This window comes from Nonomuraea sp. NPDC003214 (assembly GCF_053590035.1).
The window spans coordinates 680,003-703,198 of the sequence record NZ_JBSFSX010000001.1; the positions used below are offsets into that span (position 1 = coordinate 680,003).

The window sequence follows — 23,196 nt, forward strand, 5'->3', positions numbered from 1 at the left end:
GGGGCGCATGAGTGACTACAGGAGCGCGTCCGTGCAGGACCGCAGGGTCGCCTCGACGCAGCCCGGAAGCCGCATGGCCCGCAGGCAGGCCGCGGCGGCCCCACCGCCGCCGCCCGAGGATCCGCCGCGCGGCCACCGGGGCAGGGGGCGCGGCAACGGCGGCAACAAGATGCGGATGCTCGCCTGGGTGAGCATCGCCGCCACCACGGTCATGGTGGCCGGCTCCCTGACCGGCTACACCGTCTACCGCGACGCCTTCGGCAGCATCAACCAGAAGGCCGTCAAGGACGACATCCTCACCGAGCGCCCCCGCGACACCGGCGCGCTGAACGTCCTGCTCGTCGGCTCCGACACCCGCGCCGGCGAGGGCAACGCCCGATACGGCCAGGAGCTGGCCCGCACCGCCGACGCCGGCGGCAAGCGCACCGACACCATCATCGTCATGCACATCTCCCCCAACCGGGACGCCGCGCGGTTGATCAGCTTCCCGCGCGACTCGATGGTGACGATCCCCAAGTGCAAGAACGAGACGACCAAGCAGGAGATGCCGCCCCAGCGGGCGATGATCAACTCGGCTTACAACTCCGGCGGCATCGCCTGCACGATCGCCACGCTGGAGACCCTCACCGGCATCCGCATCAACCACTTCGTCGAGGTCGACTTCAGCGGGTTCAAGAACATCGTCGACGCGCTGGGCGGCATCGAGATCTGCCTCAAGTCCGGCGTCGACGACAGGGACTCCAAGCTGAAGCTGCCGCCCGGCAAGAGCCTGCTCATGGGCGAGCAAGCGCTGGGTTACGTACGGCTGCGCAAGTACGGCGACAACAGCGACATCCAGCGCATCAAGCGCCAGCAGATCTTCCTCAGCAAGGTCGTCGCCAAGGCCACGAGCGGTGACCTGCTCACCGACCCGGGCAAGCTCACCTCGTTCGTCACTGCGGCGGCCAAGTCGGTCACGATGGACCCCGAGCTGGCCAACAACCCGCAGAAGCTCATCGACATCGCGATGAGCGCCAGGGAGCTGACCGCCAAGGACGTCAAGTTCACCACGATCCCGTGGATCCCCGACCCCGAGGACGAGAACCGCGTGGTGTGGAAGCAGCCCGACGCCAACGAGCTGTTCCAGTCGATCATCAACGACACGCAGATCGAGGAGGCCGAGCCCAAGCCGACGGTCAGCGCCAAGCCCAAGCTCGCGCTCAAGCCCGAGCAGGTGCAGGTCCAGGTGCTCAACGGCACCACCACGCCGGGCAAGGCCCGCGAGGTCGCCGACCAGCTCACCAAGCAGGGCTTCAAGGTCGTCCAGCTCGGCAACTACCAGTCGCCCGACGGCCAGAGCCTGGCCAAGACCGAGGTGCACTACCCGAAGACGGCGGCCACCGGAGCGGACTACGCCGACGCGCTGGCGGACGAGCTCACGCCCGCGCCCCAGGCCAAGGCGGGCAAGGTCAGGGCGACCACCACCGAGCCCTACACCGGGGCCCAGACCACCGGCGCGGCGACGCCCACGGCCAAGCGGGCCCCGGTCGTCCAGCTGATCGTGGGAGCCGACTTCAAGGCGGTCAAGGTGACCAAGCTTTCCGAGAGCGTGGAGAACTCCACGATCAAGGCATCGGAGCAGAAGAACGTCTGTGTGTGACCCTCCAAGTTGCCTGTGTACCCGGCTCGCCGGAGGACAGGACCGTCCGGACCGGGATATCGTGGTTCGGGTCGGCGACTGGGCTCGCCCGCGCCGTGAAGGCGCGTCACGCGTGTCGTCTGTCGTGTTCCCCGGCCCCGAGCGAAGCTGAGCGACTCCCCTGTGTCTGACACCAAGCACTCTCCCCCGGTCACGGCCGCGAACGACGGGCCCGCCAACACAGGCGCCCGATGGCCGCTGCCGGAGGAGGCCTTCTGGAGTGAGCGGACCGACCCTCGCGGCGAGCCGCCGCAGAGTCTCCGGGAGGTCGCCGCGGAGCCCGCTCCCGAGGAGCAGCCCAAGCGCAAGCGCGATCCCTATCTGGACAACGTCAAGTTCATCCTGATCGCGCTGGTGCCCATCGGTCACTCCCTGGTGCCGACGCTCAGCGCCGACTCGGCCCGCGCCGCGTACATCTTCATCTACACCTTCCACATGCCGCTGTTCGTGGTCATCAGCGGCTACCTGTCCAGAAACTTCTGGAACTCCAACGCGAAGACGAACAAGCTCGTCGACACCTTCCTGGTGCCGTACGTGATCGTCGAGGTCGGCTATGCCGCACTGCGCTTCGCACTGGGCCAGAAGTGGAGCCTGACGATCATCGATCCGGCCTGGCTCAACTGGTACCTGCTGGCGCTGCTGTTCTGGCGGCTGTCCACACCGGTGTGGAAGCGGATGAAGTATCCCGTGCCGGTGGCGATCGCCATCTACCTGTTCGCCGGGTTCTCGGAGATCTCGGGCGACTTCAGCATGGACCGGTTCTTCGGCCTGATGCCGTTCTTCGTCATCGGGCTCGTCATGCAGCCGGAGCACTTCGAGCTGCTCAACCGCCGCTGGATCAAGATCCTGTCCGGGTTCGTGATCGCCGCTGCCGCCGCCGTGGCCATCTACATCGCGCCGAAGGCGCCGCTCGCGCCGTTCTACTACAAGAACAGCTACGAGAAGATGGACCTGTCCTGGTACATGGGCCTGGGGGTGCGCACCGGGCTGCTGCTGTGCGCGCTGGCGCTGTGCCTGGCGGTGCTGGCGCTGGTGCCGCGCCGCGAGACCTGGTACACCGACCTCGGCACCCGCACCCTCTACTGCTACCTGCTCCACGGCATCCCGGTGCTCATCGCCAAGGAGATGGGCTGGCTGGAGTTCCCGTGGCTGCACGGGCCGCTGGGCGTGCTGGCGATCAGCTTCAGCTGCTTCGCGCTGGCGATCGTGCTCTGCCTGCCGGAGACCCGCACGGTCTTCAAGTGGGTGCTGGAGCCGCGCCTCACCTGGCTCTACCGCCGCCCATCCAGGTCCAGGAGTTAAGCGACCGTTTCACCCGCATTTACGCCAATGCCCTGGTAGGCATTGAGCATCGACGCATGCGGGTATGCGTTGCCACGACCGTCCACCATCCCGAGGACGCCCGGATCATGCACCGGCAGATCCGGGCGCTGCTCGACGCGGGCCACGAGGTGACCTACGTCGCGCCGTTCACGTACTACAACGTGACGCCGGCCGCCGGGCTCACCGCGCTCGACGTGGCACGCCACGCCGCCTACGGCCGGGCGCGCGCCGCGCTCAGACGCGGCGTAAGGGGCGCGGACCTGCTGATCGTCCACGAGCAGCGGCTGCTGCGCGCGTTGCCGTACCGCCGCCCGCCCGTCGTCTGGGACGTGCGCGAGGAGGTCTCCGGCGCGCGGCTCGCGCGGGCCGGCCGCCGGCACCACGTCGTCACCTCCGCCGTGGTGCCCGAAGCCACCCTGGTGTCGCCCAGCCCTCCCCCTCCCGGCGACACCAGGGTGGTGCACCTCGGCCTGCTCGCGGCGGACCGCGGCGTCAGCGAGCTCGTCGCGCTGGCCGAGCGGCTCGTCCCGCACGGCATCCGGCTGGACCTGATCGGCGCCGCCGCCCCGGGCGTGCGGCCGCTGCTGCGTGACGCGCAGCGGGTCGGCCTGCTCGACTGGTTCGGGTACGTGCCCAACCGCCACGCGCTGCGGATGGCCGAGGGCGCCCTGGCGGGCCTGTCCCTGTCCGCGGGGCCCGGCGTGACGCCGACGAAGATCCTCGACTACATGGGCCGCGGGCTGCCCGTCATCACGACCTCGCCGGGGGCGGGGCCGGTCGAGGAGACCGGGTGCGGCTTCGTCGTACCGCTGGACGTGGAGGCCGTCCTGGACGCCGTCCTCGACCTCAAGGAGGACCCGGTGCGGCGGCTGGCCCTCGGCGCGGCCGGGCACGCGCGGGCGCTGGCCCGCCACCACTGGCCCGACCACGCCGCCGCGTTCGTGGCCCGGATGGAGGGCTGGGCGGGCGTGGCCGTGCGCTCCCGCCCGCTGGCCGCCGCCTCCGGGGAGAAGCCCTCCCCCGCCGTCTAGAAACGCGTACGCCGAATGGTGCCGACAGCCGGCTGTTGATTGACTGGGGAGCATGGCATCGCATCTGATCCAGGGCCGGACGGTGGGCATGCCTGTCCGGATCCGCGACGTGGCGGTGTGCGCCGCCGCCTACGCCGTGCGGGCCGACGCGGCCCGGGCGGTGATCGCGTACTCCGGGCTGGACGCGGCCGAGGTCCTGCCCGGCAAGGCCGTGTGCGTGCTGCTGTTCGCCGACTACCGCGACGGGGATCTCGACGCCTATCACGAGTTCGGCATGGCGTTCGTGATCCGGCGGCCCGACACCGGGCGGGCGGGGCTGTTCGTGCACTGGCTGCCGGTCGACGGGCGCTTCACGCTGGAGGCCGGGCGGGCGCTGTGGGGCTTCCCGAAGGAGCTGGCCGAGATCGACCTGCGCCTGTCCTCCCCCTACAAGCGCTGCATCCTGCGCAAGGACGGCAGGCTCGTGCTGGACCTGCTGGTGCGGCCGGGGGTCCCGGTGCTCGGCCCCGGGCTCGCGCTGGACGCCTTCACGCACCGCGACGGCGTCACCCGGCGGGTGCCGTGGCGGTTCCGGGCGCGGGGCGTGCGGGTCAGGCCGGGCGGGGCGCTCATCCGGCTCGGCAACCACCCCATCGCCAAGGAGCTCAGCGAGCTGGGGCTGCCCAGGCGCCCGCTGCTGACCGCGACGGCCGCGCACGCCACGGTCAGCCTGGACGACGCCCAAGCCCTGCCGTGACCGCACGGCCGACCGGCAGGCCGGGCGTCAGGCCCGTGGGCGGGCCTGGGCGTCAGACGATCGGCGGGCGGCCGAGCTTGACCATGCGCCAGGCGGTGCGCCAGGCCATCGGCCGGCGCTCGCCCGCCGAGGTGCGCAGCCCCTCGAAGAAGCCGGTGAACCACGCTTTGAGCGCGACCGTCGAGCGCCGCTCGCGGATCAGCGTCAGCACGATCCAGTCGAGCAGGTAGAGGACCGCCAGCGGCCACGGCAGGTTGCGCCGGGCCAGCCACACCCGGTTGCGCGCGTTGAGCCGGTAGAAGTCGGCGTGGCGCGTCGGCGGCACCTGCGGGTGATACATGACCGTGTCGGCGTCGTACTCGATCCGGTAGCCCTCGCCGAGCAGCCGCCAGGCCAGGTCGGTCTCCTCGTGCGCGTAGAAGAAGCGCTCGGGCAGCCCGCCCACCTGGAGGAAGGCCGAGCGCCTGATCGCCGAGGCGCCGCCCAGGAACGTGGTGACCGGCGAGGACCGCTCGGGGTCGCCGGCCCGCAGCCTGGGCACGTGCCGGCGCTGGCCGATGCCGCCGTCCGGGTCCATCACCCGGAAGGAGATCACGGCCAGGTCGGGCTCGGTGGCGAAGCGGTCGCGCACGTGCGCCACGACTTTCTGGCTGGCGTACCAGCCGTCGTCGTCGAGGAACAGCACCACGTCGCCGGAGCACTCCTCGACGCCGCGGTTACGGCCTGCCGGGATGCCGGTGTTCTGGTCGAGCCGGATCGTCTTCACGGTCGCGGACGAGCCAACGGGTGGCGTCGCCGACACCTCGGGCACGTCGGCGCCGTTGCCCACGATCACCACCTCGACGTCGCCGTCGACCTGGTTGAGCGCGGACTCGACCGCCCGGTTCAGCTCCGCGACCCGGTTGCCCATGGTGAGGATGACGCACGAGATCTTCAACGAATCATCGTCCTGACGCGTTGAGAGCACGAGCGGAGCATTCTTTCATGATCACCGAGTCTGCTGGTCTGCCTATTTCCTGATATTGGTGGAGCTAAGCGTATCGGAACCGGTAGTGAACCCCCACCGAACCGCGGACGTCCGATCAATACGACGGACGGGGAGCCTTGCCGGTTCCGGGATGTGATCACGCCAGCCGCCTCGACGCCATGATGCTGATCAGATGGAGCACGGTCTGGAGCGCGGCCGCCACCACACAGGCCACGACGAGCACCCGGGTGGCGGTCAGGTCGCCGGTCACCACGTCGACCACCGCGGTGGCCAGCGCGAGCAGCGACAGCTCGATCGGCTGCACGATCCGGTGGAACTTCGTGGCCGCCAGCACCCTGCGGCCCAGCCCCAGCAGCCCCGAGCGGAACTGCGTGCCGGAGGCGTCGCTCGCCGCCGGCAGCCCGCCCTTGGCCCGCGCCACCTCCACCAGATCGGTCTCGGCCTTGATGAGGATCGCGCCCAGCGCGGCCGCGAACCCCATCACCGTGTACCAGTCGGGCAGCACCTGCGACGCCCGCCAGCCCAGCCCCGCCAGCAGCGCGGCCTCGGTGAAGTAGGCGCCCACCCGGTCGAGGTAGACGCCCGCCAGCGAGGTCTTGCCGGTCCAGCGGGCCAGCTCGCCGTCGGAGCAGTCGAGCAGCAGGTAGACCTGCACGAGCAGGGCGGCGAACACGGCCGCCCACAGCCCGGGCAGGGCCAGCACCACGCCCGCCACGACCCCGGCCACCGTCATCACCCAGGTGAGCTGGTTGGGCGTGACCGGCGTCTTGCTCAGCGCCCAGGTGGCGTAGATCGACAGCCGGCGCATGTAGAGCACGCCGGCCCAGTGCTCGCCGTTGCGGCGCTCCAGATGGCCCGCGGGCTGAGCGACCCGCCGCAGCTCAGCTACCGAAGGCCCGGACATAGTCCTCCACTCGATCGCGAATCTCGGACTCGGGCAGGCGCAGGTGCTCCAGGATCGTGTAACGGCCGGGGCGGGTGGCCGGGGCCAGCACCACGGCCTGGACGAACTGCTCGTTGGTCAGCCCGATGTCGCCGGGCGAGACCGGCAGCTCGTGCCGGCGCAGGCACTCGGTGACCTGCCGGAGCCGCGCCTCGTCCTCCCGCAGGAAATAGCAGAAGGCCGTGCCGATCCCGGCGAGCTCGCCGTGGTTGGAGGTGCCGGGGAAGAGCTGGTCCACGGCATGCATGATTTCATGGTCTCCACCGCTCGCGGGCCGAGATGAGCCCGCGACCACCATCGACATGCCCGACAGAATCAGCGATTCGGCCAGAACGGTCAGGAACGCGTCCGACTCGATGGAGTCCGTCCGCCCGATCAGCGCCTCGGCGGCCGTGCGCGCCATCGAGCAGGCCAGCCCGTCGAGAGGCTCGCCCCGCTCGACGTTGCCGAGCTGCCAGTCCTCGATCGCCGACAGGTTGCTCACCACGTCGCCCACGCCCGCCCGCACCAGCGACTTCGGCGCGCTGTGCACGAAGTCCAGGTCGACCAGGATCGCCAGCGGCATCGGCACGCCGAACGTGCCCTTGCCGCCCTCGTACAGCAGCGACGCCGTCGGCGAGCAGATGCCGTCGTGGGAGAGGTTGGTGGCGACGGCGACCATCGGGATGCCGGCCAGCGAGGCGGCGTACTTCGTCGTGTCGATGGTCTTGCCGCCGCCGACGCCCACGACCACCTCGTAGGCGCCCTTGCGCAGGTCGGCGCCGAGTGAGACGGCGGCGTCGACGCTCCCGTCGGAGACGCGGAACACCTCGGCCTCGTCCAGCGTCGGCGCTATCAGGCTTTCGATGTGGTCGCCCTGGCCGGGGCCGACGGCGACCGCGACCCGGCCGGAGGTGGCCACCCGGCTGTCGGCGAGCAGCGCGCCGAGCTGCGCCACCGCACCGCGCCGGACGTCCATGGTCAGCGGCGCGGGCAGCATCCTCGCGAGAAGCGGCATCCGGCCCCCTCAGTAGCGGGTGGCTATGGTGCGGGCCTTGGCCAGGTCGTCGTGGTTGTCCACCTCGACCCAGTCGACCTCGCCGATCGGGGCGACGTGGATCTGCTCGCCCCGCTCGACCATCTCCTGGTAGCCGTCCTCGTAGTAGAGCTGCGGGTCGCGCTCGAAGGTGGCCTGGAGCGCGTCGGCCAGCTTGGCGGCGGCGCCCGGGCGGATCAGGGTGGCGCCGATGTACTCGCCGTAGGCGTCGGACGGGTCCATCAGCTTGGTGATGCGGCGCAGCGAGCCCTCCGGGGAGAGCGTCACCTTCATCTCCTCGTCGGCGAGCTTCTTGACGTCGTCGACGGCCAGCAGGATCTCGCTGGTCTCCGGCGCGGCCAGCAGCGTCTTCTCCACCGAGACGGGGTGCACGGTGTCGCCGTTGACCAGCAGCGCGCCCTGCTTGAAGTAATCGCGGGCGCACCACAGGGAGTAGGCGTTGTTCCACTCCTCGGCCTTGTCGTTGTGCACGAGGGTGAGCTCGACGCCGTGGCGCTCCTCCAGCTCACGCTTGCGATCGTGGACGGCCTGCGCGGCGTAACCGATGACGACCACGACCTCGCGCAGCCCCACCTCGGCGAGGTTGCGCAGCGAGATGTCCATGATCGTGGTCTCACCGTCGACCGGCACGAGCGCCTTCGGCAGCGTGTCGGTGTACGGCCGCAGGCGACGTCCGGCTCCAGCGGCCAGCACCATTCCCAGCAACGTGCACTCCTCAGTCGAGCATGACTACTAGGCCCAAAGGTTAGTTGGCTTTAGGCCCTGTGCGGGTAATCCGCCGTTAGTCTTGCGTTCCCGCATCCGCGGCTTCCACCCCGGATCGCGGCGCGGCGAGCCAGCACGTGAGACTCTCCCACCCGAACGCCCCCCACAGATAGAGCGCGAGCAGCGCGAACCCGGCGGGCACCCACCCGGCCAGCGCGGCCAGCCCGATCAGCAGCGTGCGGCCCTCCCAGCCCAGCCCCAGGCTCGACAGCCACGGCGGCGGGTAGACGTGCTGCCGCAGCCGGTAGACCAGGTCGTAGTGGTGGAAGGCGATGGCGCCGAGCAGCAGAAAGATCAGCACCGGCGGCACCCCGTGGGAGAACCCGCAGGCGGCGATGAAGGAGTATTCGATGGCCCGCAGGATGGGCGGCGCGAGCCAGTCGAGCCTGCCGTCGTGCGGGTGGGAGCTGCCCGGCCCGGCCAGCAGCAGCGTCACGGCGGGCGCGAACACCGCGAGCCCGTCGGAGGCCGCCACGCCGATGAGCAGCAGCACGCCGGTGACGAACGCCCCGGCGATCAGCGGCGGCAGCGGCGGGAGCTGCCCGGCCACGAGCAGGCCCATGCCGCGCGAGAGGGGCCCGTCGTCCCGGTAGGTGACGACCTTGCTGCCCGGCACCGGGGTCATGTGCACCGCGATCATTCCGCCGACCTCACCATCCGGCCGGCCAGCTGGTAGAGCGCCGCGACGCTCCCCCAGCCGATCAGCGCCACGAACGTCACCCGGGCGTCGAACAGCGCCGCGGTGACGGCGATGAGCGCCATCCGCTCGCCGATCGGCAGCACGATCATCTTCCGGAGCCAGTGGAGGACGCTCTCGCGTTCCATCCGCTTGGCCATCTTGAGCACGCCCTGCCGGGGCTCGCGCCTGCGGCCCGCGTCGGCGGGCTCCAGCAGCGAGCGCACCGGTCTGGCCCACAGCGCGCCGACCCGGCGGGCGTCGGCCACCGCCCCGGCGTAGGAGTAGTGGATGGCGTGCCGTACCGACTGCAGGATCATCGCCCCCACGGCGAGGAACCAGATCCCGCCGGGGTTGCCGCTCGGGAACGGCTGGGCGGCGACGTAGCCGAAGGCCAGGCCGACGTAGACGACGTACTCCTTGAGGCGGTCGGCCATCCCGTCGGCCCACGCGCCGAGCGGCGTGAAGCCGCGCGTGTAGCGGGCCAGCTGCCCGTCGAGGCAGTCGAGCGCGAACGACAGGTAGACCAGCACCGCCCCGGCCAGCCGCCCGCCCGGCGAGCCCGCCGAGAACCAGATCGCCGCCAGCACCGCCAGGCCGACCGAGATGCCCGTGACGGCGTTGGGGGTGAGCTTGGCGGCGGCGGCCGGCTTGATCAGGTGGCGGGTCCACGACGAGACGAAGAACGTGGTGAAGAAGCCGTCGTCGCCCTTGACCGAGGTGTCGAGCCTGACCTTGGCCTCGTCCACCTCGGCCAGCCGCTGGACGGCGGCGTCGGCGGAGCCCTGGCCGGTGACGCGGTCGCAGTGCAGCTCGCCGAGCGTGGCCCCGCGCACGGCGACGCCCGACCGGACGAGGCCGACGAGCAGCAGGTCGACGGCCTCCACCGGGGTGACGGGGCCGAGCCGGCCGGCGTCGGCCAGCTCGGCCAGCTCCTCGGCCAGGTCGGCGAGCGTGGCCAGGTCGGCCTCGCCCGCCTGGAGCACGCCGGCGAACGTGGCGTTGGCCTCGGGGACCGTGTGGAAGGAGCTGCCGGCGGCCACGATGCGGCCGCCCTCCATCCGTACGGGAGGCCGCATGGGGCCGCCGGCCGCGCCGTGGGAGACGAGCGCGCGGGTGTCGCGCGCGGGATGCTCCAGCAGCAGGGCCAGCGACTCGGTGTGGGCGACGAGGTCGGCGGGCACGACGGCGAGGGCGCCGGACGAGACGCGGGCGATCTTCGCCACGCCTCGCAGGTCGGCGCCGAGCCCGCCGCCGGCGGTGACGACCTGGACCTCGCGCACGGGAAGCGTGGCGAGCTGGTCGTGCAGCCGGTCGAGCAGGGTGCCGCCGTCGCAGGAGAGCCTGCACGCCGGTGTCGTGGCGAGCAGCACCACGGAGGTGGTGGTGCTCACTCGGGTCAGTGAGTCGGGCAAAGCGCAGGTCCTCCCGTTCTCAGAGGGAGTGCGTGGACTCAGCGTAGCGATCGCGCAACGTGATATCACGGAACAGGACCGTTACCCTCGAAGTATGAATTCTCGGCTGCGCACTGTCGCGGTGGTGCTGGCGGGCGGCGTCGGACAGCGGGTGGGGCGCGACACGCCCAAACAGCTCATCGAGCTCGCCGGGCGGACGATCCTGGAGCACACGATCGCGGTGTTCGACGCGTCGGCCGAGGTCGACGAGGTCGTGGTGCTGATGACGCCCGGGTTCGGCGGGCAGGTGCGCGAGCTGGTGCGGCGCGCCGGGTTCGGCAAGGTGACCCAGGTCGTCGACGGCGGGGCGAGCCGCACCGAGAGCACCTGGCGGGCACTCCAGGCGCTGGGGACCCAGGAGTGCAACGTGCTCCTGCACGACGCCGTGCGCCCGCTGCTGGAGCCCCGGATCATCACCGACTGTGTCAGGGCCCTGGAGACGCGCGAGGCCGTGGAGGTGGTCATCCCGAGCTCCGACACGGTGCTCGTGGCCACGCCTGGCGACGGCGGCGAGGTGGTCGGCGACGTGCTGGACCGCTCGCGGCTGCGGCGGGCGCAGACGCCCCAGGGGTTCCGCCTGTCGGTGATCAGGAAGGCGTACGAGCTGGCGTTCGCCGACCCGGGCTTCGGCGACCGGCCGGCGACCGACGACTGCGGCGTGGTGCTGCGCTACCTGCCGGACGTGCCGATCTTCCTGGTGGCGGGCAGCGAGCGGAACATGAAGGTCACCCACCCGATCGACCTGGCCATCGCCGAGCGGCTGCTGGCGCCGTCGGCGCCGCCCGCGGCCGTGCCGGGCCGCCGCGACGGCCTGGTGGGGCTGTCGGTGGTGGTCTTCGGCGGCGACCTCCCGCTGGCGGCCGAGTACGGCGCGCGGGTGCGGTCCTTCCCGCGCGAGGAGGTACGGGTCGCCGACCCGGAGTCGGTCGCCAAGGCGCTGGCGGACGTGGCGGCCGTGGACGCCGTCGTGCATCTGGGCGTGCCGGCGCGCGACGGCGACGAGGCCGCCGCCTACCTGGGTCCGTGGAACGTGGCGCGGGCCGCCTATCCGGCGCTGCGCGAGAGCGGCGGCCGGCTGGTGCTGCGGACCGCCCCGGGCGCGGGGCCCCTGCACGCGCCGGTGCGCGCGGCCACCGCCGAGCTGGCCAGGTCGCTGGCCGCGGAGTGGGCCGGGGTCCGGGTCGCCTGCGTGAGCTCCCAGGACGAGGGCGCGCTGCTCGACGCGCTGGTGTCGGGCGCCCGCCCCTGAGCGGGGCGGGCGGCGGCGGTCAGCGGGGCGGGCGGGCCAGTTTGCGTGGGCTGGTGAGGAAACCCCAGCCCCACGACAGGTGCATGGTCGCGTAGACGATCGGGAGCCTGAGCTTGGCCGCCGCGGGCAGCCCGCTGCCGGTCAGCACCGACCCGGCCACGATCGCCAGCACGTAGCCGCCCGGGATGACGAGCCCGAGCGGGAAGAACGGCGAGACGACGAGCCCGAGCAGCATCGCCAGCACGGCGGCCGGGGGCGCCAGGTAGCGCAGGTTGATCGTGCCCTCGTGGGTGCGGGCGACGACCCGGCGCCATCGGCCGTAGTGGAAGTACTGCTTGGCCAGCGCCTTGACGTTGGGCCTGGGCCGGTAGGAGACGCGCATCCGCGGCTGGAACCACACCAGGCCGCCGGTCTGGCGGATGCGGTGGTTCATCTCCCAGTCCTGGGCCCGCTGGAAGTGCTCGTCGTAGCCGCCGACCCGGTCGAGCGCGCTGCGCCGGAAGACTCCCAGGTAGACGGTGTCGGCGGGACCCGCCGTGCCGCCCACGTGGAAGGCGGCGGCGCCGACACCGATCTTGGAGGTCATGGCGCAGGCGACCGCCTGCTCGAACGGGCTGACGCCCTCGGCGGCCATGACGCCGCCGACGTTGTCGGCGCCCGTCTCGGCCAGCGTCTCGACGGCGACACGCAGGTAGTCGGGGGGCAGCATGGCGTGCCCGTCGACTCTGGCGATGATGCCGTTGCGCGAGGCTCCGATGGCGGCGTTGAGCGCGTTGGGGGTGCGGCCTGTGGGGTTGGGCACGACGGTGACCCGGCGGTCGGACGCGGCGATGGCGTCGGCGACCTCCTGGGTCCGGTCGTGGGAGGGGCCTACGGCGAGGACGACCTCGATCTCACCCGGGTAGTGCTGGGCGAGCACCTGGTGGACGGCTTCGCGTAGGTGCCGTTCCTCGTTGAGGACCGGCATGACGACGGAGATGGGCGGCCAGCCACGCGTCTCCGCTGGCGCGTGCGGCGAGTCGGGGAACTGCTTCATGGCGGGGCTCACGCTACTGTACGGGCAGGGGAGGAGGGCAATCGATGGCCCGATCCTCCGTGCGCCACAGAGGGGGACGGCAATGCGCGACCCGAGCGAGGAGGACGCCGGTGTGCACGTGGGCGGCGACGCCTACGGCGGCGTCAGGCTCGCACCCGGCCGCCCGCGCAGGCCGCGCAAGAGCGCCAGAGCGCGGCGGCGCAACGCGATCATCGCCGGGCTGCTGTCGACGGGAGTGCTGGTCGGCACCGGGGTGGTGTGGGCGACGCCGCGCACGATCGGCTCGGTCGACGCGGGCGTCACGCAGACCGCGCCGCGCGGGGCCGAGAACATCCTGCTGGTCGGCGTCGACAAGCGCGACGACCTGACCCGCAAGAAGCAGAACGAGCTCAAGCTGGGCCGCGAGTCCGGTCAGCGCACCGACACGATGATGCTCATCCACCTGTCGGAGGACCACAGCAAGGTCACGGTGGTGAGCCTGCCGCGCGACACCTGGACGACGATTCCCGGCAAGGGCGAACACAAGATCAACTCGGCCTACCAGTTCGGCGGCCCGAAGCTGGCGCTGCAGACCGTGCGGCAGGCCACCGGCCTGGAGATCCACCGCTACATCGAGGTCAACGTGCTCGGCTTCGTGGACGTGGTCGACTCGCTCGGCGGCGTGACCGTGTGCACGCCGGTGCCGATCAACGACCCGAAGACGGGCCTCAACCTGGCGGCGGGCACCCACGAGCTCAAGGGCGCGCAGGCGCTCGGCTACGCGCGCACCCGGGCCACCGCCCGGTCCGACCTCGACCGCATCGACCGCCAGCAGCAGGTCATCTCGGCGCTGCTCGACCGGGCGCTGAGCGCGGGCACGCTGGCCAACCCGGCCAAGCTGGCCACGTTCGTCAACACCACGCTCGGCACCATCAAGGTCGACCCGGACGACGGCCTGCTGGGGCTGGCCACCCAGCTGCGTGACGTCAAGCTGGACAACGTGCAGTTCGTGGACGTGCCGCTGGACGACGTCGACTTCAAGACGCCCACCGGGGAGTCGGCGGTGCTGTGGGACAAGGCGGCGGCCCGCGACCTGTTCCGCAACATCGAGGCCGACCGTGACCCCGGCGAGCCGACGCCGTCGGCCAAGCCGTCCGCCAAGCCGTCGGCGAAGGCGTCGGTCCCGCCGCAGCAGATCTCGCTCAAGGTGCTCAACGGCACGCTGATCTCCGGCATCGGCGCGCGCACCCGGACGGCGCTGATCGCGTACGGCTTCAAGGTCCCCGACGCGGCGGGCAACACGACGCGCAAGGACCACGAGAAGACGGTCGTGCGCCACGGCGCGGATCAGGCGGAGGCGGCGCGCACGGTCGCGGCGGCGATCCCGGGGGCGGAGCTGCGCCAGGTGGACATCAAGGGCATCGAGGTCATCCTGGGGCGCGATCAGCTCAAGGTGGCCAAGCCCAAGTCCACGGCCAAGCCTTCGGCGAAGCCCAGCGCAACCCCTGTCACGGAGACCGCTACTCAGAACATATGCAAGAAATAGTAATAACAACCTCTAATCGGGGCACGCTAGCCCCATGGTGGTCAGGAGTTGGCGGGAGGAACCCTGCACTGTGCTGCACATCGCCGGTGACCTCGACGTCTACGGCGCTCCACGGGTGCGGGCCGAGCTCGAACAGGCACTGTCCGGCTCCGAGCCGGTCAAGCTCGTCATCGATCTGACCTCGGTCCCGTTCTGCGACTCGGTGGGGCTCGGGGTGCTGGTGGCCACGCACAACCACGTACGGCGCACGCGCGGGCGGATGATCCTGGTGCTGGCCCCCGGGATGATCAGCCACCTGCTCACGATCACCAACCTGGACCGGCACTTCGAGACGAGCCCGTCCCGGGAAGAGGCGCAGGCGGCGTTGACCACCGCCGCGTGACGGCGGGACGCGCCGGTGCGAGACGATGTCCGCATCGTTCCCGCGGTGTGGAGGCCGGCACTTGTTCGACGATTTCCCCGAGCCTGCTCGTTCCCAGCTCGTCTCCGCTTTCGAGGAGGGCAGGACCAGGCCGGAGTGGTGCTTCGTGGACGGGCGCGCGCGCCTGGCGTTCTGGGCGCCGTTCCCCGGCGCCGAGCCGGTGATCACCTGGCAGTTCGAGCCGGGCCCCGACCCGGAGGCGGCCTCCCGGCTGCTGCGGCGCGGGCTGGCGGCCCTCAAGCTGAACAAGATCATTCACGACATCGCGCTGCCGCCCGGCCTCACCCCCGTCGTCGACCGGGCCGTAGAGCACGAGGCGCTGCTCGGGGCCGGGTTCGCACTGGAGGTCGAGCGGCTGATGCTCGAATGGCGGGCCGGCAGCGACCTGCCCGAGGAGCCCGGCAGGCTGCGCTACCGCCCCGCGCGCGACCTCGGCGAAGCCGAGGTGCTCGACGTGCTGATCCGCATCTCCGAAGGCTCGCTCGACCATGACACCCGGGTCGAGCTGGCCACCTCCGGCGCCGAGCACGAGGCCCGGTGGATGTACGACGACCTGATGAGCCGCAAGGCCAAGCCCGGCTGGTTCGTGATCGGCTACGCCGGCGACTCGCCCGTGGGGCTGGTGGCGCCGGACGACCACTCCATCGCCTACATCGGCGTCGTGCCCGAGCACCGGGGCCACGGCTACGTCGACGACCTGCTCGCCCACGGCACCCGCACGCTCGCCGAAGCCGGCGTCGAGCGCGTCGTCGCCGCCACCGACGTGGCCAACGCCCCGACGGCCGCCGCCTTCCTCCGGGCCGGCTACGCCGAGGTCGGCCGCCTCCACCGCTACTACTGGAGAGCCTGACCGCCCCTCCCCCGGCACTTTCGGCTCTTTGACCGACGGCCATCGGCCGAAAGGCCGATCTCCCCGCCAGGGCGGCCACGCCACGATCGAGCCATGAAGCGAATCACGGCAGCGGCGGCGCTCGTGCTCACCGGTCTGACGGGATGCGGCGTGAGCCTGGACGCGGACGAGGTCCACTCCGCACGCGCCTTCCCCCACTCCGGGACCACGCTCACGATCGAGGCGCCGATCGGCGGCCTGCGCGTCCTGCCGGCCGCCGGCACCGGCGTCCAGGTCGACCGGTGGCTGCGCGGCAAGGCCGCCGACGACGGCAACAACTCCTGGCGGCTCGCCGACGGCACCCTGCGCCTCGACGTCGACTGCACGGTGGTGTTCGGCGACTGCGGCGCCCGCTATCACGTACGGGTGCCGCCCGGGGTGCGGCTGGTCGTCCGGGGCGGCGACGACGGCGTGATCCTGCGCGACCTGCCGCAGGACGTGGACGTGTCCACCTCGGGGCCGATCAGGGTCTACGACGCCTCGGGGCGGCTGAAGCTGCGGGGCGACCACGAGGTGATCGCCGGCACCCGCCTGCGCTCGGCGGACGTCGAGGCGCGCACCACCACGGGCACGATCAACCTGACGTTCGCCGAGCGGCCCGCCGGGCTGGACGTCAGGTCACAGCACGGGCGGGTGACGGCGACCGTGCCGCGCGGCGACTACGCCGTGACCGCCAGCAGCACCCACGGCCGGGTCCGGTCCGAGCTCAAGAGCGCCGGCGGCTCCCGGCACACCATCGTGGCCAGGAGCTCGACCGGCGACGTACGGTTGATCAGTTCTTGATCCAGACGGCCGTGTAGACGCCGTTCTCGGCGTTGACCTGGACGGGGTAGAGGCCCTTGGCGTTGAGCTGGTCGAAGCGCGACTGATAGCCGGAGGCGGTCATCCCGATGTAGTGGGCCCACGACTTCAGCCCGTCCTTGCGCCACGCTGCCGCGTAGGTGCCGTCGGGGCCCACGGCCACGCTGGTCGGCCGGTAGCCCGCGCCGACCCGCTTGTCGAACTCGGCCCGGTGCGCCGCGGCCGACTTGCCGTAGCTGAAGTACCAGCTCCCGCCCGGGTTGACCGTCCACACCGCCACGTAACGCCGGTCGCCGGCGGTGCCGTACACGTCGACGGACGACAGCACGTAGCCGTCGTCGGCGGCCTTGCGGTTGGCGGCGGCGAACTGCGCGTCGTCCAGCCCGTGCCTGGCGAAGAACTTTCCGCCCTTCTTCTCGAAGACGGCGGCGAACACCGCGTCGCTCCCCGAACCGGTGCCGGAGATCGAGATGGGCTGGTAGCCCTTCGCCAGCGCCGCGTCGAAGCGCGACTGGAGGCCGCTCGCCGACATCCCCTGGTACATCAGCCAGCCCGGCGACGAGCCCTTCTGCCACACGGCCGCGTAGCGGGGCCCCTCGGAGACGTTCACCGTCACCGGGTGGTAGCCCTGGTCGCGCAGCTTGGTGAAGTTCGCCGTCTGCTGGCTCGGCGTCGCGCCGTGGTAGGCGACGAACGCGGGCGCGGCCTGGGCCTGCGCCACGGGGGCGAGCGCCACCGCCGTGGCCAGGGCGGACACCACGACGGCGGCCTTTCCTACAGTCCTCATGACCCTCCGATGCAGGAATCTTTACTCGTTCATGGGGGGAAGGGGACCGACCCTAACAGCCGGGCCCCACGTCCCGAACCCCCACTCCGGCGATTCCCGCGGTCATGGGACGCTCAGTCGCCGTCGCCCTCCTGATCGTTGCCGTCGTCCGGGACCTGAGTGTTGACGATGTCCGGATCGTCGTCGCCGTCCCCGTCACCGTTGCCGCACGCCCCGGTCAGGCCCACGACGGCGGCCAGAGCGGCGGCCGCCACCGCGTTGCGTCTGCTCCTCATGCACACCTCCATGCCGGTTGTCGGGCGTTCCTTTATCCCGGGCGAAGACGATCTAACCTCTCTCAGGCACCTCGGGCGTGATCCAGGAGGGTTCCGGGGTCGGGAGGGGTGTCGCCGCGCCAGGCGATGTGGTGATCCGGCCGGACCAGGACATAGCGGGCGCCGTACAGCTCCAGGAGGTCGGGGCGGTGCAGGTGGTGGCGGGTGAAGGGAATGCCGCGCGCGGCGGCGGCCTCCTCCCAGGCGGCGTCCGCGGGGTCGGTGGCGATCTCCAGCAGCGTGAAGCCGGGGCCGAGCGCGTCGTACAGCGACCGGTCGCGGGACTGCCAGAAGTGCGGCAGCCGCGAGCCGGGCGCGCCGGACGGGCGGTAGACGGACGTGCTCGACACGGGGGCGGGCCCGTCATCGGCGGCGATCAGCGGCGAGCCCGCGTAGCGGGCGCCGAGCACGAAGCCGAGCGTGTACGTCTCGTTGGCCTTGGTCTGCCTGATGAGCTCGGCGGCCTTGAGCCTGGCCTGCGCGCCCTCGTCGGAGTCGTCGTCGAGGCCGGGCCTGGCCAGCTCGCCGGTGAGGACGCGCATGTTCGCGGCGGCCTCGGCGATCGTGCGCTCGGCCATCGGGCGGCGCTCGGCCTCGTAGCTGTCGAGCAGCCCGGCTCCGGCCCAGCCGCGCAGCTCGGCGGCCAGCTTCCAGCCGAGGTCGACGGCGTCGCCGATGCCGGTGTTGGCGCCGAAGCCGCCCCACGGCGGGTTGAGGTGGGCGGCGTCACCGGCCAGGAAGCAGCGGCCCTCCCGGTAGCGGTCGGCCACCAGCATGCGGGCCGTCCAGGGGTCGAGAAGGCGCACGTCCACGGGATGCTCGCGGCCGATCATCGTGTGCAGCGCCCGCTCCACCCACGCCGGGTCCGGGTCCTCCGGGGCGCCGATGATGATCGCCCACCAGGCGCCCTCGGTGTCGAGCGGGCCCATCAGGCCGCTGACCTCGGGATTGACCACCCAGTACTGCACGGCGCGACCGTGCGGGTGCGCCTCGGTCAGCCCTGGCGCGTGGAAGACCGCCTGCACGTTGCGCACGGCGTGGGTCTCGCCGGACAGCCGGATGCCCAGCTCGCCCCGGACGACGCCGCGCCCGCCGTCGGCGCCGACCAGGTAGCGGCCCCGGACCAGCTCGCGGCGGCCGTGCTCGTCGACGGTCTCGGCGGTGACGCCGCCCGCCTCCTGTTCGACCCGGGTCACGCTGCGGCCCCAGCGGGCCTCGACCGTGGGGCGGCGGGCCAGGGTGGCGCGCAGCGCCTCCTCCACCCGGTTCTGCCCGCACCACTGCGCCGGCTCGGCCAGCTCGTCGCGCCGCACGTCCGTCAGGCCGAAGATGCCGTCGAAGCGCTCGATACGGTGCCCGGTCAGGCTGGCGCAGAACACCGCCGAGTCCGCCCAGCCGAACGGCAGCCGCGCGTTGTCCCGGATGTCCGCCGCCACGCCGAGCCTGCGGAAGATCTCCATCGACCTCGGGTTGATCTGCTTGCAGCGCGGCGAGCCGTTCCCGGCCTCCGTACGCGGCTCCACGAGCACGCAGCCGATGCCGCGCGAGCCCAGCTCGTGGGCGAGCGTCAGGCCGACGAGCCCGCCGCCCGCGATGACGACCTCGGTTTCCGTCACGGGGTTTCCTTCGCTGAGGAGCCGACGATGGGCGTGCGCAGGACCCCCAGGCGCTCGACGTCGACCTCGACGACGTCGCCGGGGCCGAGCAGCCAGGGCGGCGTGCGTACGTAACCGACGCCCTCGGGGGTGCCGGTCGCGAGCACGTCGCCGGGGCGGAGGGTGAGGGTGCGGCTGATCAGCGACAGCACCTCGCCCACCTCGAAGATCATGTCCTTGGTGTTGCCGTCCTGCACCAGCGTGCCGTTGACGCGGGTGCGCAGCCGCAGCCCGTCACGCAGGTCGCCGACCTCGTCGGCGGTGACCAGCGGGCCGAGCGGGCCGGTGCGGTCGCCGTTCTTGCCGAGCGTCCACTGCGTGGTCAGCTTCTGGGCGCGCCGGGCGGTGAGGTCGTTGAAGGCCGAGTAGCCGAGGACGGCTGCCCGCGCGGTGTCGGCGTCGGCCTCGCGCAGGGGCGCGCCGACGTACGCGGCGATCTCGCCCTCCCAGTCGAGCCCGGCCTCGTCGGCGGGCACCGGCGCGGGCACCCCGCCGACGCTCAGCGACGCGGTCCAGCGCCCGAACAGCGTCGGGTGCTCCGGTACGGCGAACGCGCCCTCGGCGGCGTGGGCCCGGTAGTTCAGCCCGACGCAGATGACCCGGGCGCCGGCCGGCACCGGCGGGACGAACTCCACCTCACCGGCCGCCACGGGCGCGCCGGGCTCGGCGGCGAGCGAGCGCGCGGTGTCGGCCCAGAACGCGTCCACCTCGTCGATCGGCCGCACCTCGGCGCCGTCGAGGCCCTTGTCCAGGTCGCCGTCCAGGCGGGCCACCCACGGCCGCCCGTTGATGATCACTCCGGCGAGTTTCACCGCGCCTCCTCGCGCACCAGCCGCACGTCGAACTCCAGCTCCTCGAACGGCGTGTCCATCCCCCACCGCTCGTCCGGGCCCTCCCGCCGCACCGGCTCACGGACCAGCTCGGGCTTGACCGCGTAGGCGGCGTCGGAGTCGAGGTACGGGTCGCCCGCCAGGAACACGTGCGTGGTCAGCGTCCGATAGCCGGGCGCCGACACCTGGAGGTGCACGTGCGCGGGGCGCATCGGGTGCCGTCCGATCGCCCGGAGCAGCCGGCCCGCGGTGCCGTCGACCGGCACCGGGTAGCTGCTGGGCCGGATCGTGCGGAACCAGTAGCCGCCGTCGGGGCCGGCGGTCAGCAGGGCGCGCAGGTTGCCCAGCTCCTGCTCCTCGTCCTGGCTGTCGTACAGGCCGGCGTCATCGGCCTGCCAGACGTCCACGAGCGCGCCCGGCACGGGCGTGCCGTCGGTGCCGAGCACCCGGCCGTGCACCACGGCCGGGGTGCCGCGCTCGCGCTCCGGGCCGGTGGCGATCCAGTCGCCGAGCTCGCGCACCGGGGCCGGCGAGTGGAACGGGCCCTGCACCGAGGAGGGCGTCATGCCCTCGGGGCCGGCGTGGTTCACGTCGTCGACGGCGGTGGTCAGGCCCAGCATGTCCGACAGCAGGATGAACTCGTTGCGGTGCGGCCCGCACCACCGCTGCCCGGTCTCGGCCAGGAAGTCCAGCCCGGCGAGCCATTCCCGCTCGGTGGGGCGCACCTCGGCGACGAAGGCGTGCAGGTGGGAGATCAGCGACGAGACGATCTCGTTGACCCGATCGTCGGTCCCGTCGACGCCGTTCAGCACCTGCTGGAGTAACGGATCGCTCGGCATCAAAACACCCGTACCTTTCGAAGGTTTGTCAACGCTGGAGCGTAGCGCGATCTGCTACTTTTGTCCGGTGGTTTCCCCATTGACGCGGGCCGAAGCCCTCGCCGCCGACATCGAAGCCATGATCACCGAACGGGGTCTCGGGCCCGGTGACCTGATCGGCACCATGGAGGAGTTCCGCGACCGCTCCGGGTTCGGCCGCGCCACCATCAGCGAGGCGGTGCGCCTCCTCAGCGACCGAGGCAGCGTCCACATCCGCCCCGGCCGGGGCGGCGGCCTGTTCGTCGCCGAACCCAACCCCGTCGTCCGGCTCCGGCACACCCTGCTCACCGTCCGCCGCGAGCCCACCACCGTGGCCGACGCGATCGCCGTACGCGAGTCGCTGGAGCCCCTGATCGCCGCCGACGCCGCCCGCCACCGCACGTCCGCCGACGTCACGGCGCTGCGCCGGCTCGTGGCGCGGCTCAGGAAGTCGACAGGCGACGCCGAACGCTTCCTGCGCGCCAACTGGGCCCTGCACGAGCGCATCGCCCAGATCAGCCCGAACCCGCTGGCCAAGGCCGTCTACCAGAGCATGACGCGGTGCATCGCCGACCTGTCCACCGGCGCCGGAGCCACCCACCCCGACGGCTACCTGGACGAACGGGCCGAGATCCACGCCGAGCTGGTCGAGGCGATCGCGGCCGGCGACGTCGACCGCACCACCGCCGCCGTCACCCGCCACCGCGGCCCCTGACCGAATGCCCTGGGCGGCCACGACGAGCCCATCCGTGAAGCCGGAGCCCCGCCCCTCACACATACAGAAGCACAGTTCTGAGAACTGTGCTTCTGTATTTTGCGCGGCTCAGCAGGTGCGGAGCATGTTGAGCAGGGCCGTGCGCTCGTTGCGGGTCACGAAGAGCCGGTAGTGCCGCTTCACGGTGATCCACGAGGTCGCGTACCGGCACCAGTACGCGCGCCGCGGCGGGCGCCAGCTCTGCGGGCCCTGGCCGCCCTTGGCGATGTTGGAGGAGTGGCTGACCGTGAGCAGTTCGGGGCGGCGCAGGTCGTTGGCGAAGGCGCGGCGCTTGGCCTGGCTCCACCGCTTGGCCCCGGAGCGCCAGGCGTAGGAGAGCGGCACGACGTGGTCGACGTCCACGTACTTCTCGCTCTTGAGCCACTTGCCGTCGTACGGGCTGTACCAGCGGCCCTTGACCGGGTGACAGGCGGCGTTGCGGCGGACGCGTCGCCCGTCACGGGCCAGGACCGTCTCCCGTACGCTGCACGTGCCCTTGTGGTGGGCCCACCGGGGCTGGAACCGCTTGCGGCTGTAGCCGCGGATGGATAACGGCCGGGCGACCTTGAGCTGGGCCAGCATCCGCCGGGCAGACGCCTCGGCGGTCGAGCGCTTACGGGGCTCGGCCGACGCCGGGAGGGCGGCGACGGCCGGGAGGAACAGGAGGGCGAGCGTGGCGACGCACGCCGCCCGTCGCAGGATGATCAAGGTTCGACCCATGCCCCGTGGCATCCCCCGCTTGGGGCGGCGCTATTCCGCCCGGTCACAACATCAGGACGAGCTGGGCCGCGATGGCCACGTCCACCACCCCGCACCACTCGGCGAACGAGCGGGCCACGACCTTGTCCATCTTCAGGTGGACGAAGTCCCAGACCCCGTGGAAGAGCCAGCCGGCGGCCACGAGGTAGCGGCCCAGATCCGGGTCGACCGCGAGCCCGGCCAGCGCCAGCCCGCCGAACACCAGCATGCCCAGCGCCTGGACCTGGAACGTCCCGTCGCGCCGGAGCTGCCCGTCCACCGCGCCCCACACCAGCACGACCAGCGCGATCGCGGTGATGACGGCGGCGGGCTGGATCACGTCCAGCGCCCGCAGCCCGACGACGCCGACGATGCCGATCCCCAGCCCGGGCCAGGTCGCCGCGCGCCGTCGCAGCTTGGCCACCACCAGGTAGAGCAGCGGGAGGAGCATGAGGGCGTGGGCGAGACCGGCGATGCCGTCGCCGGTCGACGACCCGCCGAACGTCAGCGCGGTCGCCGCCAGCGCCAGCGCCGTCGGCCAGCGCCGCAACAGCCAGGAGATCCACTTCGGGGCGCCGTGCACGGGTGAGCTCCGTCGGTACGGAGTGGGGGTATCCATGAGGACCACTCTGAAGGAGCCGCACAGGTGTCAGTAGTGCCGGAACCGCAGGTGAGCGCATGGGGATGTCACGCCTCGAGATGACATCTGT

24 protein-coding genes are annotated in these 23,196 nt (G+C 71.9%); 10 read left to right on the forward strand and 14 right to left on the reverse strand.

The features are described from left to right. Nucleotides 1–7 precede the first annotated feature (7 nt). From ACWDXC_RS03135 to ACWDXC_RS03150, 4 genes are all read left to right on the forward strand, one after another. Complete coding sequence (locus ACWDXC_RS03135) at nt 8–1,639, forward strand: LCP family protein (protein ID WP_449977454.1); 1,632 nt, start codon at nt 8–10, stop codon at nt 1,637–1,639. A 162-nt stretch (nt 1,640–1,801) separates the two neighbouring features. Continuing rightward, on the forward strand, nt 1,802–2,980 hold the full coding sequence (locus ACWDXC_RS03140) for an acyltransferase family protein (RefSeq protein ID WP_449977457.1): 1,179 nt from the start codon (nt 1,802–1,804) through the stop codon (nt 2,978–2,980). Between the two features lie 56 nt (nt 2,981–3,036). Beyond that, nucleotides 3,037–4,032, forward strand: coding sequence for a glycosyltransferase (locus ACWDXC_RS03145; protein WP_449977459.1), 996 nt, complete (start codon nt 3,037–3,039; stop codon nt 4,030–4,032). Nucleotides 4,033–4,084: 52 nt separating this feature from the next. Next, nucleotides 4,085–4,768: an acetoacetate decarboxylase family protein gene (locus ACWDXC_RS03150; protein WP_449977461.1), complete on the forward strand. Its 684-nt coding sequence runs from the start codon at nt 4,085–4,087 to the stop codon at nt 4,766–4,768. 52 nt (nt 4,769–4,820) lie between these two features. Here the strand turns inward: ACWDXC_RS03150 and ACWDXC_RS03155 are convergent, their stop codons facing one another. The 6 genes from ACWDXC_RS03155 to ACWDXC_RS03180 all read right to left on the reverse strand — a co-directional run bounded on the left by ACWDXC_RS03155 (nt 4,821) and on the right by ACWDXC_RS03180 (nt 10,570). Continuing rightward, on the reverse strand, nt 4,821–5,705 hold the full coding sequence (locus tag ACWDXC_RS03155; protein ID WP_219499706.1) for a glycosyltransferase family 2 protein: 885 nt from the start codon (nt 5,703–5,705) through the stop codon (nt 4,821–4,823). A gap of 187 nt (nt 5,706–5,892) precedes the next feature. Then, entirely contained in the window at nt 5,893–6,660 is a 768-nt protein-coding gene (locus tag ACWDXC_RS03160) for a CDP-alcohol phosphatidyltransferase family protein (RefSeq protein ID WP_219499708.1), read from the reverse strand. Beyond that, nucleotides 6,638–7,678 (reverse strand): iron-containing alcohol dehydrogenase family protein, encoded by a 1,041-nt coding sequence (locus tag ACWDXC_RS03165; protein ID WP_219499958.1) that lies wholly within the window; start codon nt 7,676–7,678, stop codon nt 6,638–6,640. The genes ACWDXC_RS03160 and ACWDXC_RS03165 overlap by 23 nt, the downstream gene beginning before the upstream one ends. Before the next feature lie 27 nt (nt 7,679–7,705). Continuing rightward, on the reverse strand, nt 7,706–8,440 hold the full coding sequence (locus ACWDXC_RS03170; RefSeq protein WP_219499710.1) for a phosphocholine cytidylyltransferase family protein: 735 nt from the start codon (nt 8,438–8,440) through the stop codon (nt 7,706–7,708). Nucleotides 8,441–8,516: 76 nt separating this feature from the next. Next, entirely contained in the window at nt 8,517–9,140 is a 624-nt protein-coding gene (locus ACWDXC_RS03175; RefSeq protein WP_219499712.1) for a DUF5941 domain-containing protein, read from the reverse strand. Next, nucleotides 9,137–10,570, reverse strand: a complete 1,434-nt coding sequence (locus ACWDXC_RS03180; protein WP_449977466.1) for a CDP-alcohol phosphatidyltransferase family protein — start codon at nt 10,568–10,570, stop codon at nt 9,137–9,139. The genes ACWDXC_RS03175 and ACWDXC_RS03180 overlap by 4 nt, the downstream gene beginning before the upstream one ends. Nucleotides 10,571–10,685: 115 nt before the next feature. Between ACWDXC_RS03180 and ACWDXC_RS03185 the strand changes: the two genes are divergently transcribed. Then, nucleotides 10,686–11,879 carry a 2-C-methyl-D-erythritol 4-phosphate cytidylyltransferase gene (locus ACWDXC_RS03185; protein WP_449977469.1) on the forward strand — a complete coding sequence of 398 codons (1,194 nt, stop codon included), beginning with the start codon at nt 10,686–10,688 and terminating at the stop codon, nt 11,877–11,879. Nucleotides 11,880–11,898: 19 nt separating this feature from the next. Here the strand turns inward: ACWDXC_RS03185 and ACWDXC_RS03190 are convergent, their stop codons facing one another. Next, nucleotides 11,899–12,915 carry a glycosyltransferase family 2 protein gene (locus ACWDXC_RS03190; protein WP_219499961.1) on the reverse strand — a complete coding sequence of 339 codons (1,017 nt, stop codon included), beginning with the start codon at nt 12,913–12,915 and terminating at the stop codon, nt 11,899–11,901. A gap of 82 nt (nt 12,916–12,997) precedes the next feature. Here ACWDXC_RS03190 and ACWDXC_RS03195 point away from each other — a divergent pair, with 82 nt between their 5' ends. From ACWDXC_RS03195 to ACWDXC_RS03210, 4 genes are all read left to right on the forward strand, one after another. Next, nucleotides 12,998–14,440, forward strand: coding sequence for an LCP family protein (locus ACWDXC_RS03195; RefSeq protein ID WP_449977472.1), 1,443 nt, complete (start codon nt 12,998–13,000; stop codon nt 14,438–14,440). A 34-nt stretch (nt 14,441–14,474) separates the two neighbouring features. Continuing rightward, complete coding sequence (locus tag ACWDXC_RS03200) at nt 14,475–14,822, forward strand: STAS domain-containing protein (protein WP_219499721.1); 348 nt, start codon at nt 14,475–14,477, stop codon at nt 14,820–14,822. 61 nt (nt 14,823–14,883) lie between these two features. Continuing rightward, nucleotides 14,884–15,711 carry a GNAT family N-acetyltransferase gene (locus ACWDXC_RS03205; protein ID WP_449977474.1) on the forward strand — a complete coding sequence of 276 codons (828 nt, stop codon included), beginning with the start codon at nt 14,884–14,886 and terminating at the stop codon, nt 15,709–15,711. Between the two features lie 93 nt (nt 15,712–15,804). Continuing rightward, a complete protein-coding gene (locus ACWDXC_RS03210) occupies nt 15,805–16,533 on the forward strand; it encodes a hypothetical protein (protein WP_449977477.1) in 729 nt (242 codons plus the stop codon). On the opposite strand, the gene ACWDXC_RS03215 is transcribed toward ACWDXC_RS03210, so the two are convergent. The 5 genes from ACWDXC_RS03215 to ACWDXC_RS03235 form a co-directional block, all read right to left on the reverse strand. Further along, on the reverse strand, nt 16,523–17,338 hold the full coding sequence (locus ACWDXC_RS03215) for a hypothetical protein (protein WP_449977480.1): 816 nt from the start codon (nt 17,336–17,338) through the stop codon (nt 16,523–16,525). The two genes, ACWDXC_RS03210 and ACWDXC_RS03215, sit on opposite strands and share 11 nt — an antisense overlap. Nucleotides 17,339–17,451: 113 nt before the next feature. Further along, nucleotides 17,452–17,613, reverse strand: coding sequence for a hypothetical protein (locus ACWDXC_RS03220; RefSeq protein WP_357584078.1), 162 nt, complete (start codon nt 17,611–17,613; stop codon nt 17,452–17,454). A 62-nt stretch (nt 17,614–17,675) separates the two neighbouring features. Beyond that, a complete protein-coding gene (locus ACWDXC_RS03225; protein ID WP_449977482.1) occupies nt 17,676–19,268 on the reverse strand; it encodes an FAD-dependent monooxygenase in 1,593 nt (530 codons plus the stop codon). After that, nucleotides 19,265–20,119 carry a fumarylacetoacetate hydrolase family protein gene (locus tag ACWDXC_RS03230; protein WP_449977485.1) on the reverse strand — a complete coding sequence of 285 codons (855 nt, stop codon included), beginning with the start codon at nt 20,117–20,119 and terminating at the stop codon, nt 19,265–19,267. Before ACWDXC_RS03230 ends, ACWDXC_RS03225 begins: the two co-directional genes overlap by 4 nt. After that, nucleotides 20,116–20,976 carry a dioxygenase family protein gene (locus ACWDXC_RS03235; RefSeq protein ID WP_449977487.1) on the reverse strand — a complete coding sequence of 287 codons (861 nt, stop codon included), beginning with the start codon at nt 20,974–20,976 and terminating at the stop codon, nt 20,116–20,118. The genes ACWDXC_RS03230 and ACWDXC_RS03235 overlap by 4 nt, the downstream gene beginning before the upstream one ends. Before the next feature lie 67 nt (nt 20,977–21,043). Between ACWDXC_RS03235 and ACWDXC_RS03240 the strand changes: the two genes are divergently transcribed. Beyond that, complete coding sequence (locus tag ACWDXC_RS03240; protein ID WP_449977490.1) at nt 21,044–21,709, forward strand: FadR/GntR family transcriptional regulator; 666 nt, start codon at nt 21,044–21,046, stop codon at nt 21,707–21,709. A 108-nt stretch (nt 21,710–21,817) separates the two neighbouring features. Here ACWDXC_RS03240 and ACWDXC_RS03245 read toward each other — a convergent pair whose 3' ends face one another. Both ACWDXC_RS03245 and ACWDXC_RS03250 read right to left on the reverse strand, forming a co-directional pair. Beyond that, entirely contained in the window at nt 21,818–22,456 is a 639-nt protein-coding gene (locus tag ACWDXC_RS03245; RefSeq protein WP_449977493.1) for an HNH endonuclease family protein, read from the reverse strand. Between the two features lie 55 nt (nt 22,457–22,511). Next, nucleotides 22,512–23,069: a hypothetical protein gene (locus ACWDXC_RS03250; RefSeq protein WP_449977496.1), complete on the reverse strand. Its 558-nt coding sequence runs from the start codon at nt 23,067–23,069 to the stop codon at nt 22,512–22,514. Between the last annotated feature and the right edge of the window lie 127 nt (nt 23,070–23,196).